Raw genomic sequence first — 12191 nt, 5'->3', positions numbered from 1 at the left:
TGAGCGTGTCAGCCCGGAAGATTAGGGGCCGGGCCGAAGCGGTTTGCGCCGGGCGTGCCTTTCAGGAAGCACAAAGCGAGGAAGGCAAAGAAGTTGAGGATCGGCACGAACATGCTGACGGCCCAAAGCCCGGGCTGATCCATGTCGTGCAGGCGCTTGGCGGCTAGCGCTGCCTGGCACCAAAGCGACACGAAAACCACGACGGCTAGGATGGTTGTCCAGAAATCCAGGCCTCGCGCCAATTGTTCGGCGATGTTGACGCGGTAGAGCACGAACATCGTGACCACCACCATCGCCAAACCGCCGAGAAGAAAGGCCATGCGGCTGATGCGACCCTTGAAGCCGAAAAACAGCCAGAGGATCGAGGCGTCGTTGCCCATCATGCCCGCAGCAGCTCGTTGATCGAGGTCTTCGAGCGGGTCTTTTCATCCACGCGCTTGACGATCACGGCGCAGTAAAGGCTTGGGCCTGGCTCACCATTGCCCATAGGCTTGCCGGGCAGAGCGCCTGCGACAACCACCGAATAAGGCGGCACCTCGCCATAGGTGATCGCGCCGGTTTCGCGATCCACGATCTTGGTGGACTTGCCGATGAACACGCCCATGCCGAGCACCGCGCCTTCGCGGATGATGCAGCCTTCCACCACTTCCGAACGCGCGCCGATGAAGCAGTTGTCCTCGATGATGGTGGGGCCGGCCTGCATCGGCTCCAGCACGCCGCCGATGCCGACGCCGCCCGAAAGATGCACGTGCTTGCCAATCTGGGCGCAGGAGCCGACGGTGGCCCAGGCATCCACCATCGTGCCTTCGCCGACATAAGCGCCGAGATTGACGAAGGACGGCATCAGGATCGCGTTCGGCGCGATAAAGGCGGAGCGGCGCACGATGGCGCCCGGCACGGCGCGCAATCCGGCCTTCTCGAACTCGTTCGAACTCCAGCCCTCGAACTTGGACGGCACCTTGTCCCACCACACGGCTTCGCCCGGTCCGCCCTTGATGATCTCCATCGGGTTCAGGCGGAATGACAGCAGCACGGCTTTCTTGAGCCACTGGTTGACCGTCCATGTGCCGTCCTCGCCGCGCTCTGCAACGCGGGCTTCGCCGCGATCAAGTAGGTCGAGCGCTTCGTTGACGGCCTCGCGAACGGCGCCGCGGGTTTCCACATTGACGCTGTCGCGGGCATCGAAAGCCTGTTCGATCGTGGTTTCTAGACCCGACAAGTCGGCTTTCGTCATGGCGTCAACTCCGTTACACCAGCTACGTAAAGGCGCTGGCGTTGGTTCTGCAGGAAAAGCGGGCGGAACCTATGGCAAGGCACAAGAAGGGTCAATCACGCGCGCGCTTCTCCGGCGCCGCTATCCAGAACAAGCGGTCATCCAGCGTGACCGCAGCAAAGGCTGACACAAAACGATGACGCCCAAAGAGAATGCGGGTTGGACCGCGCTTGCCCATTCGGACGAAGATTTGCAGCGGATGAAGTCCACGCCGGACACGCCGCAAACGCGTGCGCCGAGCTTCCGCCTTGCCTGGAACGATCAGGACTTCCTTACCAAGCGCGAGCTGCGCTCCGTTCGTTTGCAGCTGGAACTGCTGAAGCCGGAGATGATCCTGGCCGAACGGGGCATCTGCTCGACAGTTATCCTGTTCGGCGGCGCGCGAATCCCGGAACCCGGCGGCGACGCTTGGGCGGCCAAGAACGAGACGCAAAAGAAGAACCTGCTCGAAAACGCCAAGTACTACGAGGAAGCGCGCGAGTTCGCGCGGCTCTGCTCGCAGCATTCGGCAAGCTACAACCACACCGAATATGTCGTGGTGACCGGCGGCGGGCCGGGTGTCATGGAAGCGGGCAATCGCGGTGCGGCCGATGTCGGCGCGCCCTCGATCGGCCTCAACATCGTGTTGCCGCACGAACAGGCGCCGAACCTTTATGTCACGCCCGAGCTTTGCTTCAACTTTCATTATTTCGCGGTTCGCAAGATGCATTTCATCATGCGAGCCAAGGCGGTTGCCGTATTCCCCGGCGGCTTCGGCACGATGGACGAGTTGTTCGAAACGCTGACGCTGATCCAGACCGGACGCATGGAGCGCGTTCCGGTGATCCTGTTCGGCAAGGAGTTCTGGAAGAACGCCGTCAACATCGACTATCTCGCCGAACAGGGCACGATCTCGCCCAACGATGGCGAGTTGCTGACCTTCGTGGATACCGCGCCCGAAGCCTGGGCCGTGATCAGCGATTTTTACAAGCTGAACGAGGAAAACCAAGCGGCGGAATAAGGATTCCTAAGCCGGCCGGGCGTTTCTTCGCCTGCCGGCAAGGTTTTGTTCACCGGAACGAGGCTTTTGTCCCGCGCGTTGATGCGTGGGAAGGAGCTGTTTTATGTCACAGAGAACGAACCCGGACAGCGGGTTGATCATCCGTCAGCAGCAGGCTGATACGTCATGCTCGAACAACAACGTCAACGCCGCGCCGGGTGCGCTGCGCAGCCGCGACATGCATCCGCAAACGCGAGAAGCGTTGGCCCAGGCCGTAAAGCGGGCCTCAACGCAGCTTAAGCGGCGCTAGCTGAAGGTCGGCGCCAGGCTTCGCAGAAAGGCGCCGAGATCGTCCGTCACGAAGTCCACGGCGTCGGAATGATCGGGATCGCGCTCCCAGACTTCCGAGAAGGTCGGCTCGAAATTGTTGGGCACGATCAGCACCGTGGTCATGCCGAGCGCCTTCGGTACGGTCAGGTTACGCGCAATATCCTCGAACATCGCTGCGTTGCTGCCGACGATCTTATGCAGCGCCACGAAGGCGTCGTAGGGCTTGCGGTCGGGCTTTGGCGTCAGTTCGGCGGCCACGATGTCGAAAATATCCTCGAAATGCTCGAGAATGCCGAGCTGGGTCGCGGTGCGCTCGGCATGGCCGCGATCGCCATTGGTGAAGATGAACTTGCGGCCGGGCAACGCCTTGATCGCGGCACCGAGATCGGGGTCAGGAACCAGACCGGAATAATCGATGTCATGCGCCTTGGTGAGAAAGTCGTCGGGATCGATTTTGTAGCGCGCCATCAGCCCGGCCAGCGTGGTGCCGTAGTCGCGGTAAAGATCCTTCTGCAGCTTGCGCGCTTCGTCATGCGGCAGGCTGAGTAGCGCCTGCACATAGGCCGTCATGTTCACGTCGACCTGCGCAAACAGGTTCGAGTGATGCGGGTAAAGTGTGTTGTCGAGATCGAACACCCAGTCACGGATATGGGCGAAGCGGGCGGCGTCGGGCTGTGTGGACATGATGGAGGTCTACCCTAAGCCCGCACGTCCTGAAAGCCGCATCTTCGCGGGCCCAAGATCTTGTTTTCCGAAGCGCCTTGCCGATCGTGCCAGCACGGGACTACGGGTGATCAATGGAACTTTGGATCCCCATCACGCTCGTTTCGGCCTTTCTGCAAAATCTGCGCTCGGTCGGCCAGAAGCATCTCAAGGCAACGATGGGGACGCTCGGCGCGACCTTCGTGCGCTTCGCCTTCGGTCTGCCCTTTGCGCTGGTATTCGTGTCCGTCCTGCATTGGGGCATGGATATGAGCTTCCCCCATCTCAACCGCAGCTTCATCCTGTGGTCTGTTCTTGCCGGCTTGAGCCAGATCCTCGCGCAATTCCTGCTGATTCACCTCTTTTCCTTCCGCAATTTTGCGGTGGGCACGGCTTATTCGCGCACCGAGCCGGCACAAGCCGCCCTCTTTGGCCTGCTGTTCCTGTCCGAAACGATCAGCGCCGGCGTCCTCGCCGCGATCGCGATCTGCGTAGTGGGGGTGATGCTGATTTCGGTCGCGCATACCCCGGTCAATCCGCGCTCGCTCGTCACCTCGGTATTCCAGCGAACCGCACTGATTGGCCTCGCCTCCGGCACGGCCTTCGGCGTTTCTGCGGTCGGCTATCGCGCAGCGTCCTTGGCGCTGGGCGGGCCGAACTTCATCATGCAGGCAGCCGTTACGCTGGCCTTCACGCTCACCATGCAAACGATCGTCATGGCGGCCTGGATGATCTTCGTGGACCGCAGCGATTTCCACCGCATGCGCAAGGGCTGGAAGCCAGGCCTGTTCGTCGGCGCGACCGGGGCCACGGCGTCCTTCGGCTGGTTCGCGGCCATGACCCTGCAGCAGGCCGCCGTGGTCAAGGCGCTGGCGCAGGTGGAGATGATCTTCACCTTCGCCTCGGCCGTCTTCTTCTTCCGAGAAAAGGTCAACCGCCTCGAAGTCGCCGGTTGCCTGCTGATCGTCGCGGGGATTCTGGTGCTGGTGTTGATGGGCTAAAGCTCAGGCCGCATGTTCGCCACTGCGCGGACGCGTGCGATCGCCTCGGCCTTCCAATAGGCCTTCAACGAGAATGTCCTCGTCGAGGTCCTCCCAGTGCAGCCCGCGGGTGCTGAGCGTCACGCCCTCACGCTGCGCCGGCGTGGCCTTGAGCAGGCGCGGAAACCAGGCAAGAGGAACGCCGATCACGCGTCCGTCGGACAAGGACACCCAGAAGCTGTCCTCATCGAACCGAACCTCAGTTGCTCTCACCATCTGCATGATCTCACGGCACGATCAGCGTGCCGGCACCGTGTTCCGTGAACAGCTCCAGCAGCACCGAATGCGGGGTCTTGCCGTTGAGGATGACGACGCCTTGAACGCCGCGCTTGATGGCGTCGATGCAGGTTTCGACTTTCGGGATCATGCCGCCGGAAATGGTGCCGTCTTCGATCAGGCGCAGCGCTTCCGCGACCGTCAGTTCCGGGATCAGGTTCTTGTCGGCATCGAGGACGCCCGGCACGTCGGTCAGGAACAGGAGGCGCTTGGCCTGCAGGGCGCCGGCGATGGCGCCAGCGAAGGTGTCGGCGTTGATGTTGTAGGTGTTGCCGTCGCGCCCCGGCGCCACCGGTGCGATCACCGGGATCATCTCGGAGCGGGCAAGCAGATCGAGCAGGGTGCGGTCCACTTCCACGGGTTCGCCGACGAAGCCAAGATCGAGCAGCTCGGTTTCGCCGGTTTCGGGGTTGCGGTAGGTCTTTTCGGCTTTTTCGGCGAACACCATGTTGCCGTCCTTGCCGGACAGGCCGATCGCCCACTCGCCTTCCTTGTTGATGAGGGCGACGATTTCCTTGTTGATCGAGCCGGCCAGAACCATCTCGACCACTTCAACCGTTTCCTTGTCAGTCACGCGCAGACCGCCGCGAAACTCCGACTTGATGCCGAGCCGCGTCAGCATGGAGCCGATCTGCGGGCCGCCGCCATGCACCACGATCGGGTTGACGCCCGATTGCTTCAGCAGCGCGATGTCGCGCGCAAAGGCCTGTCCGAGGGCGGCATTACCCATGGCGTGACCGCCATATTTCACCACGACGGTCTTGTTCTCGTAGCGCTGCATGTAGGGCAGGGCAGCGGAAAGAAGACGGGCCTGTTCTTCGGGATTATTATCCATCGTGATGCTCTGTTTCGCGTCCGGTTGGAGCGGCTTCTAGCCGTGAAACCGCAGGCGATCAAACCGTAAGGTAATTGTTATGAAGCTCCTTGGCCTGGCGGCGTTGCCAAACAGCTTGGTAGCTCTATAAAAGCGGGATGCGCCTTCAGGACCTTGGCGGATGACGCCGCAAGACATCACCAAGCTCATTGTACGGACCTCGATGAAAGATCGGGAGGCGTTCGATCTTCTTTATCGCAATACATCCGCGAAACTTTTCGGCGTTTGTTTGCGTGTCTTAGGTGATCGTGCAGAAGCGGAAGAAGCGCTTCAGGAAGTTTTCGTGAAGATCTGGACCAAGGCGGATCGCTTTGCTGTTTCCGACCTCAGCCCGATTTCGTGGCTGGTTGCGGTGGCACGCAATCATGCGGTGGACCGGGTCAGGGGCCGCAAGCAGAAAACGACCGATATCGATGCGGCGCTCGACGTTGCTGACCCGAGCCCGACGCCGGAAGCGATTGTCGTGGCCGGTGGCCAACGCGAGCAGATCTATGTCTGTCTCGATGAACTGGAAGCAGATCGTTCGGCGGCCGTGCGGGGGGCTTATCTCGACGGCGACAGCTATCTCGATCTGGCAGCGCGCCATAATGTGCCGCTGAATACGATGCGAACCTGGCTGCGGCGCAGCCTGATGAAGTTGAGAGAGTGTCTGGAACGATGAACGGCGCAGGCGAGATGGAGCGGGAACCGGAGGGCGACGACGTGCTCGCCGCCGAATATGTTCTTGGACTCCAGACGGCTGAGGAACGCGCCGCCGTCGGGCGCCGTGTGGAAGAAAGCCGTGATTTCGCCCGGCTGGTCGACTGGTGGGAAACCCGATTCTGGCCGATGGCTGCGGAATTTGCGGAAGTGACACCTCCGGCCAGCGTTAAGGCGCGGATCGACCGGCTGCTGTTTTCCTCGGCCGCGCAGGCGGCTCCCGGTGAGCGTTCCGGCTTCTGGAACAGCTTAGCTGTCTGGCGCACATTGGCGATCGGTTCGCTGGCGGCCCTGGTCGCATTCGCCGCACTGCCGTTCCTTAATCCGCCCGCGCCGGAAAACCGTGAGCAGCTTGTGGCTTCGTTGGCTGCCGATGGCAGTGACGTCCAGTATCTCGTGATGTTCGACGGCCAGACCGGCGAAGTGGGGCTGTCGCATCTGTCGGGTGCCCCGGCAAGCGGCCAGACCTTTCAGCTTTGGGTGATCAAGGGAACCAATGCGCCGAAATCCGCCGGTCTCGTGCCGGTCGGTGAAAGCGCACGCATCACGCTGCCGACACCGATCGCCGATGCGATGGAAAAGGGTGACGTATTCGCGATCAGCCTTGAGCCTTCCGGTGGTTCGCCGACCGGCCAGCCCACCGGACCGGTTGTTGCAGCTGGTGGTTTGACGCAAATTTAGAAATAAATTTGCGTCTGTGAAACTCTCGCAGAAACAGTCTCGTATTTCCCTGTACCTTACCCAATAATGGGAAAGCGAGAGGAGACTAAGAGATGCGTAAGATCACTGCTTCTTTGATGACGGCTGCGGTTCTATTTACCGGCGCTGCATTCGCGCAAGACAATCCTATGGTTGGTGGCGCTCCGATGTACGCTGAAAAGAACATCGTCGAGAATGCGGTCAACTCCAAGGACCACACCACGCTCGTTGCGGCCGTGAAGGCAGCCGGCCTGGTCGATACGCTTTCCGGCAAGGGCCCGTTCACGGTCTTCGCACCGACCAATGCCGCTTTCGAGATGCTGCCGGCCGGTACGGTCGACACTCTGATGAAGCCGGAAAACAAGGAAAAGCTCACCAAGGTTCTGACCTGCCACGTTGTTGCCGCTGATGCGATGTCGTCTGCTATCGGCAAGATGATCGCCGACGATGGCGGCGAGCATGACGTGAAGACGGTCGGCGGCTGCGTGCTGAAGGCCAAGATGGACGGCAAGAAGCTGACGCTGACGGACGAGAACGGCCGCGTTGCCGTGGTCACCATTGCCGACGTCAAGCAGTCCAACGGCGTGATCCACGTGATCGATCACGTTCTTCTGCCGAAGATGTAAGCTTTCGAGGTCTCTCATGCGCGCGGTTCTTCCGTAAGCTCGCCGCGCGCCACTTGCCCTGCAGGCCATTTCTGGTCTTGCAGGGCCTTTGTGTTTCAGGGCGTCATTCCCACATGAGGGAAGGGCGCAGGCCGCCCCAAGTCTTCATTCCAGCGATGCTTCCTTTGGAGGTCTTCATGCCACGACGCGATTTCCTGACGGGAACGGCAGCCTTCGCTGTTCTGGCCGCAACCGGGTCATTCTTGTTTTCGCGCTTTGTCGGTGCGGCAAATGCCGAAGAGCCCCGATCGGGCTTTCCGGTCAGCAAGACCGAGGATGAATGGCGCTCGCAGCTGACGAAGCAGCAGTTTGCCGTTCTTCGTAAGGAAGACACCGAGCGCGCCTTCACCAGCCCGCTCAACGAAGAGCACCGCAAGGGCATGTTCTTTTGCGCCGGCTGCGATCAGGCTGTTTATGCCTCGGACAAGAAGTTCGATTCTGGCACGGGCTGGCCGAGCTTCTGGGAAGCGGTGCCGAATGCGGTGGGCACCAGCGAGGATCGCTCCTTCCTGATGCTGCGCACCGAATGCCATTGTTCCCGCTGCGGCGGGCATCTCGGCCATATCTTCGACGATGGGCCTATGCCCACCGGCAAGCGCCATTGCATCAATGGCGTGGCCATGACCTTCAAGCCGATCGCGGCCTGAAGGCTGACGCCAGGCTTAGCTACGCGCTGCCGTCAAGATTGCAGCGCGGACGTCGTCGATCCCTTCGCCTTTTTCCGATGAGGTCGCGAGGACTTCAGGGAAGGCAGCAGGGCGCTTCTTGATCTTCTCGCTTGTTTCCCCGAGCAGACGCCCGACGCCCGGCGTCTTCAGCTTGTCGGCTTTGGTCAGCACGACCTGATAGGACACGGCGGCTTTGTCCAACAACGCCATGACTTCTTCGTCGCGCTTCATGATGCCGTGGCGACCGTCGATCAGCAGGTAAACGCGTTTCAGCGTCACGCGGCCTTTGAGGTAATCGAACACGAGCTTGGTCCAGCGATCGACCTGCTCCTTCGGCGCCTGCGCAAAGCCATAGCCCGGCATATCGACTAGCGCGATCGGCGGCAGATCCCCACCTTCGCCCGAAAAACCCTCCGGCACGAAATAGTTGAGTTCTTGCGTGCGGCCGGGCGTGTTCGACGTGCGCGCCAAACCCTTCTGCTCGAGCAGCGCGTTGATCAGCGAGGACTTGCCGACATTGGAGCGGCCGGCAAAGGCCACTTCCGGCGGGCCTTCCGGCGGCAGGAACTTCATGTCTGGCACGCCGCGAATGAACACCCAAGGCCGCTTGAACAGGCCGGGCTCGAGGGTGGCGACGGTTTCGGTCATTCTGCGGCCTCCAAAAGGTCGAGGTCGGCGCCCCGTATTGCATCCAGGTTGCGGCTGATCTTGTCGACGGGCCAGTCCCACCAGGCGATCGCAAGCAGCCGCTCGATGACGGCATCGCTGAAACGCCGCCGGATCGGCTTGGCAGGGTTACCGCCAACGATCGTGTAGGGCGCAACGTCGGAAACCACAACCGCACGGCTGGCGATGATAGCACCGCTGCCGATGATGACGCCCGGCATAATCATTGCCTGCGTGCCGATCCACACATCGTGGCCTACGATCGTATCGCCCCGGTTTTCCGCAGCCCAGGTAGCGGGGTCGAAACCGTCCTCCCAGCCATGGCCGAAGATGTTGAACGGAAAGGTGGAGAAGCCAGACATCGCATGGTTTGCGCCGTTCATGATGAAGCTGACGCCCTCGGCCAGCGCGCAAAAGCGGCCGATCACCAGCCGATCGCCGACGAACGGGTAATGGTAGAGGACGCAGCGCTCGCGGAAATTCTCGGGGCCGTTCGGATCGTCGTAATAGGTGAAGTCGCCGACCTCGATGTTCTCGGCGCCTTCGAGCAATGGCCTGAGGAAGCCGACGCGACGATGCGCTGGCGCCATCGGATGCTTGATATTGGGATTGGGACCCGTCATGGCGCGTCTCCATGTGCAAAAAGAAAAGGCCGGTCGGAACCGGCCTTTTGCATGTTTATTCCGCCGGTTTCGGCTTTCGCTTGAACAAGCCGACGAGATTGTCCCACAGCTCGATCTTGGCGCCCTGGCGCTTCATGATGATCGCTTGCTGGGTTACCGAAAGCGTGTTGTTCCACGCCCAGTAGATCACGAGACCTGCAGGGAAACCGGCCATCATAAAGGTGAAGATGATCGGCATGTAGTTGAAGATCATCGCTTGTGTCGGATCCGGCGGCGTCGGGTTCATTCGCATCTGCAGGAACATCGTGATGCCCATGATCAACGGCCAGACGCCGATCATCAGGAAGGCAGGCACGGCGAACGGCAGCAGGCCGAACAGGTTGAACACCGAGGTCGGATCGGGCGCAGCCAGATCCTGGATCCAGCCGAAGAACGGCGCGTGCCGCATTTCGATGGTGATGTAGAGCACCTTGTAGAGCGCGAAGAAGACCGGGATCTGGATCAGCACCGGCCAGCAGCCCGCCAGCGGGTTAATCTTCTCGGTCTTGTACAGCTGCATCATGGCCTGCTGCTGCTTCATCTTGTCGTCAGCGTACTTTTCGCGGATCTCAAGCAGCTTGGGCTGCACCTTCTTCATGTTTGCCATCGACTTGTAGCTCTTGTTGGCGAGCGGGAAGAAGATGGCCTTGACGATCACGGTGGTCGCCAGAATGGCGAGACCGAAATTGCCGAGCAGCTTGAACAGGTGGTCGATGAGCCAGAACATCGGCTTGGTGATGAAGTGGAACCATCCCCAGTCGATCAGGAGATCGAAGCGTCGGATTTCGCGATCGGTCTGGTAGGCGTTGATGGTCTCGACCTGCTTGGCGCCGGCAAACACCAGCGTTTCCTGCGTGTCTGACTGGCCCGGCGCGATCGTGACGGCGTCACTCAGGAAGTCGGACTGGTAGCTCGGACGACCGCTGTCGAAATAGGCATAACGCGGCTGGAACGGCTGCTTGGCCGACGGCACCAGGGCGGTTGCCCAATACTTGTCAGTGATGCCGAGCCAGCCATCGTTGGACTTGCCAGGCACGAACTGCTTGTCGTCTTCCAGAGCCTTGTACTTGTGCTCCTGCAGACCTTCTTCGCCGGTCACGCCGATCAGGCCTTCATGCAGCACATAGGTGCTGGCAACCAGCGGCTTGTCGAAGCGTGTGACGCGGCCATAAGACGCCAGGCTCACCGGCGCGCCGCCATTGTTGGCAACCGTGTCGCTGACGGTGAACATGTAGCTGGCGTCCACCGAAATCGTGCGGCGGAATACGAGGCCCTGGCCGTTGTCGTAAACAAGCGTGACGGGCGTGGACGGAGTCAGGGTCGCGTTGGCGCCTTCGACCTGCCAGACCGTGTCGGCACCGGGAAGCGGGCCGGCAGCCGTGCCTTGGGTGGCGCTGTAGCCGAGTTCCACGAAATAACCGTTCGGCAAACCGGCCGGGCTCAGCAGCTCGATCAGCGGCGAACTGTCGTCCACCGTGAGGTGGTAGTCCTTGAGCTTGATGTCGTCGATGCGCGCGCCGCGCAGGTTGATGGAGCCGCTGATGCGCGGTGTATCGACCGGGACGCGGGCCGTGGCGGCGAGCGCCTGTTCGCGCGACTGCGGCGTTGCGCCATCGGTGCCCGGAACGGCCGGATTGCCGCCGCCAGCCGGCGCCATCGCGGAACCGCCGATGCCGGGGCCCGACTGCGGCACGGCGTTGCCGGCGGTCGGTTGGCCCTGCTGCGCGGCCTGCTGTTCCGCTTCGATGCGGGCGGCTTCGCGCTGCGTTTCCATGCGCGGGTTCATGTAGAACACTTGCCACAGCGTCAGGATCAGCACCGAAAGGGCGATCGTGATGAAGAAATTACGGTTTGTTTGCATGGGGGGTCCTGACCCTAGCTCCGCCCGGATGTTTGTCGGCTTGCGGATAATCGCGCGTGGAACGCGAGGCTGGCTTGGCAATTCGGCGCGACAGCTCGCCAGCGAGGTCTTCAAACGGCGCGGCAAGACAGTCCTGCCGTCCAACGATCACATAATCGGTGCCGAGCGCCATGTCATGCGCGGCATGGACGCGCACCGCTTCTCGCAACCGGCGCTTGACCCGGTTACGCACCACGGCATTGCCGACCTTCTTGGTCACCGTGAAGCCGACCCTAGGTGGTTGATCACCCCTATGAGTCAGCACTTCGAGCAGGAAAAACGGCCCGCGGCGCTTTTCTCCCTGGCGCACGGCCAGGAATTCGGCGCGCTTCTTGAGCCGAACCGGAGCCGGAGCACCGGTCCGGCCTTTGCCGGACATCGTTCGCCTGCTCGTCGCTGATTAAGCCGAGAGACGCGCGCGACCGCGATTGCGGCGAGCGGCAACAACGGCGCGACCACCCTTGGTGGCCATGCGCGCGCGGAAACCGTGACGACGCTTACGGACGAGCTTGGACGGCTGATAGGTACGCTTCATTGTTTAATACCGCGGTGTGCGGCCCTTCTTATGGTCTATCATGGATACGGATGCCGGATGTTACCGGCGCCACGAACACGCGTTTCTCATGAATGCGGCAAGCCGCATCTGAAAATAAGCAAACACACCGGCGCACGAAAATGCGTCGGAGCGGAGCCCGAGCGTTGCGCGCCTTCTAGGCAAGCCCTCCCGTTAAGTCAATCCATCCAGTGCCTACGGCGCG

Annotated in this window: 17 protein-coding genes; 7 read left to right on the top strand and 10 right to left on the bottom strand. The window is 61.4% G+C overall.

The window, feature by feature from the left end:
- Window positions 1–8 precede the first annotated feature (8 nt).
- The gene (locus IE166_RS10455) at window positions 9–383 is read right to left on the bottom strand and encodes a DUF805 domain-containing protein (protein WP_189503604.1); all 375 of its coding nucleotides are present in this window, start codon (window positions 381–383) and stop codon (window positions 9–11) included.
- A complete protein-coding gene (gene dapD, locus IE166_RS10450) occupies window positions 380–1234 on the bottom strand; it encodes a 2,3,4,5-tetrahydropyridine-2,6-dicarboxylate N-succinyltransferase (RefSeq protein ID WP_189503602.1) in 855 nt (284 codons plus the stop codon). The genes IE166_RS10455 and dapD overlap by 4 nt, the downstream gene beginning before the upstream one ends.
- 175 nt (window positions 1235–1409) lie before the next feature.
- On the opposite strand from dapD, the gene IE166_RS10445 reads away from it, so the two are divergent.
- A complete protein-coding gene (locus IE166_RS10445; RefSeq protein ID WP_189503600.1) occupies window positions 1410–2273 on the top strand; it encodes an LOG family protein in 864 nt (287 codons plus the stop codon).
- A gap of 103 nt (window positions 2274–2376) precedes the next feature.
- Complete coding sequence (locus IE166_RS10440) at window positions 2377–2562, top strand: hypothetical protein (RefSeq protein WP_189503598.1); 186 nt, start codon at window positions 2377–2379, stop codon at window positions 2560–2562.
- Here the strand turns inward: IE166_RS10440 and IE166_RS10435 are convergent.
- Window positions 2559–3266, bottom strand: a complete 708-nt coding sequence (locus IE166_RS10435; protein WP_189503596.1) for a pyrimidine 5'-nucleotidase — start codon at window positions 3264–3266, stop codon at window positions 2559–2561. The genes IE166_RS10440 and IE166_RS10435 overlap by 4 nt on opposite strands.
- Window positions 3267–3379: 113 nt before the next feature.
- Between IE166_RS10435 and IE166_RS10430 the strand changes: the two genes are divergently transcribed.
- Complete coding sequence (locus IE166_RS10430; RefSeq protein ID WP_189503594.1) at window positions 3380–4285, top strand: DMT family transporter; 906 nt, start codon at window positions 3380–3382, stop codon at window positions 4283–4285.
- Window positions 4286–4288: 3 nt separating this feature from the next.
- Here the strand turns inward: IE166_RS10430 and IE166_RS10425 are convergent, their stop codons facing one another.
- Together IE166_RS10425 and argB are read right to left on the bottom strand one after the other, a co-directional pair.
- Complete coding sequence (locus IE166_RS10425; RefSeq protein WP_189503592.1) at window positions 4289–4540, bottom strand: DUF2442 domain-containing protein; 252 nt, start codon at window positions 4538–4540, stop codon at window positions 4289–4291.
- Window positions 4541–4550: 10 nt separating this feature from the next.
- Window positions 4551–5441: an acetylglutamate kinase gene (gene argB / locus IE166_RS10420; protein ID WP_189505828.1), complete on the bottom strand. Its 891-nt coding sequence runs from the start codon at window positions 5439–5441 to the stop codon at window positions 4551–4553.
- Window positions 5442–5595: 154 nt separating this feature from the next.
- Between argB and IE166_RS10415 the strand changes: the two genes are divergently transcribed.
- The 4 genes from IE166_RS10415 (at window position 5596) to msrB (ending at window position 8184) form a co-directional block, all read left to right on the top strand.
- Window positions 5596–6135, top strand: a complete 540-nt coding sequence (locus IE166_RS10415) for a sigma-70 family RNA polymerase sigma factor (RefSeq protein ID WP_189503590.1) — start codon at window positions 5596–5598, stop codon at window positions 6133–6135.
- A complete protein-coding gene (locus IE166_RS10410; protein ID WP_189503588.1) occupies window positions 6132–6854 on the top strand; it encodes an anti-sigma factor in 723 nt (240 codons plus the stop codon). The genes IE166_RS10415 and IE166_RS10410 overlap by 4 nt, the downstream gene beginning before the upstream one ends.
- A 92-nt stretch (window positions 6855–6946) precedes the next feature.
- Window positions 6947–7498, top strand: a complete 552-nt coding sequence (locus IE166_RS10405; RefSeq protein ID WP_189503586.1) for a fasciclin domain-containing protein — start codon at window positions 6947–6949, stop codon at window positions 7496–7498.
- Between the two features lie 176 nt (window positions 7499–7674).
- Entirely contained in the window at window positions 7675–8184 is a 510-nt protein-coding gene (gene msrB, locus IE166_RS10400; protein WP_189503585.1) for a peptide-methionine (R)-S-oxide reductase MsrB, read from the top strand.
- Between the two features lie 15 nt (window positions 8185–8199).
- Here msrB and yihA read toward each other — a convergent pair whose 3' ends face one another.
- From yihA to rpmH, 5 genes are read right to left on the bottom strand one after another with little or no spacing between them, the layout of a single operon-like run.
- A complete protein-coding gene (gene yihA, locus IE166_RS10395) occupies window positions 8200–8853 on the bottom strand; it encodes a ribosome biogenesis GTP-binding protein YihA/YsxC (RefSeq protein ID WP_189503583.1) in 654 nt (217 codons plus the stop codon).
- Window positions 8850–9494: a CatB-related O-acetyltransferase gene (locus IE166_RS10390; protein ID WP_189503582.1), complete on the bottom strand. Its 645-nt coding sequence runs from the start codon at window positions 9492–9494 to the stop codon at window positions 8850–8852. The genes yihA and IE166_RS10390 overlap by 4 nt, the downstream gene beginning before the upstream one ends.
- 55 nt (window positions 9495–9549) lie before the next feature.
- Complete coding sequence (gene yidC, locus IE166_RS10385) at window positions 9550–11394, bottom strand: membrane protein insertase YidC (protein ID WP_189503580.1); 1845 nt, start codon at window positions 11392–11394, stop codon at window positions 9550–9552.
- Window positions 11378–11812, bottom strand: coding sequence for a ribonuclease P protein component (rnpA, locus tag IE166_RS10380; RefSeq protein WP_189503579.1), 435 nt, complete (start codon window positions 11810–11812; stop codon window positions 11378–11380). The genes yidC and rnpA overlap by 17 nt, the downstream gene beginning before the upstream one ends.
- 21 nt (window positions 11813–11833) lie before the next feature.
- Complete coding sequence (rpmH, locus tag IE166_RS10375) at window positions 11834–11968, bottom strand: 50S ribosomal protein L34 (RefSeq protein ID WP_189503577.1); 135 nt, start codon at window positions 11966–11968, stop codon at window positions 11834–11836.
- Between the last annotated feature and the right edge of the window lie 223 nt (window positions 11969–12191).

Origin of the sequence: Tianweitania populi (assembly GCF_014652875.1) — a bacterium.
Lineage (GTDB): Bacteria > Pseudomonadota > Alphaproteobacteria > Rhizobiales > Rhizobiaceae > Tianweitania > Tianweitania populi.
The sequence above is the reverse complement of the archived record's forward strand: the minus strand, read 5'-3'. Positions and strand labels throughout refer to the sequence as shown.

Excerpts from the sequence above, each read along its gene's own strand:
- IE166_RS10455 (WP_189503604.1), bottom strand. The coding sequence starts at position 383 with ATGATGGGCAACGACGCCTCGATCCTCTGGCTGTTTTTCGGCTTCAAG.
- dapD (WP_189503602.1), bottom strand. The coding sequence starts at position 1,234 with ATGACGAAAGCCGACTTGTCGGGTCTAGAAACCACGATCGAACAGGCT.
- IE166_RS10445 (WP_189503600.1), top strand. The coding sequence starts at position 1,410 with ATGACGCCCAAAGAGAATGCGGGTTGGACCGCGCTTGCCCATTCGGAC.
- IE166_RS10440 (WP_189503598.1), top strand. The coding sequence starts at position 2,377 with ATGTCACAGAGAACGAACCCGGACAGCGGGTTGATCATCCGTCAGCAG.
- IE166_RS10435 (WP_189503596.1), bottom strand. The coding sequence starts at position 3,266 with ATGTCCACACAGCCCGACGCCGCCCGCTTCGCCCATATCCGTGACTGG.
- IE166_RS10430 (WP_189503594.1), top strand. The coding sequence starts at position 3,380 with ATGGAACTTTGGATCCCCATCACGCTCGTTTCGGCCTTTCTGCAAAAT.
- IE166_RS10425 (WP_189503592.1), bottom strand. The coding sequence starts at position 4,540 with ATGGTGAGAGCAACTGAGGTTCGGTTCGATGAGGACAGCTTCTGGGTG.
- IE166_RS10415 (WP_189503590.1), top strand. The coding sequence starts at position 5,596 with ATGACGCCGCAAGACATCACCAAGCTCATTGTACGGACCTCGATGAAA.
- IE166_RS10410 (WP_189503588.1), top strand. The coding sequence starts at position 6,132 with ATGAACGGCGCAGGCGAGATGGAGCGGGAACCGGAGGGCGACGACGTG.
- IE166_RS10405 (WP_189503586.1), top strand. The coding sequence starts at position 6,947 with ATGCGTAAGATCACTGCTTCTTTGATGACGGCTGCGGTTCTATTTACC.
- msrB (WP_189503585.1), top strand. The coding sequence starts at position 7,675 with ATGCCACGACGCGATTTCCTGACGGGAACGGCAGCCTTCGCTGTTCTG.
- yihA (WP_189503583.1), bottom strand. The coding sequence starts at position 8,853 with ATGACCGAAACCGTCGCCACCCTCGAGCCCGGCCTGTTCAAGCGGCCT.
- IE166_RS10390 (WP_189503582.1), bottom strand. The coding sequence starts at position 9,494 with ATGACGGGTCCCAATCCCAATATCAAGCATCCGATGGCGCCAGCGCAT.
- yidC (WP_189503580.1), bottom strand. The coding sequence starts at position 11,394 with ATGCAAACAAACCGTAATTTCTTCATCACGATCGCCCTTTCGGTGCTG.
- rnpA (WP_189503579.1), bottom strand. The coding sequence starts at position 11,812 with ATGTCCGGCAAAGGCCGGACCGGTGCTCCGGCTCCGGTTCGGCTCAAG.
- rpmH (WP_189503577.1), bottom strand. The coding sequence starts at position 11,968 with ATGAAGCGTACCTATCAGCCGTCCAAGCTCGTCCGTAAGCGTCGTCAC.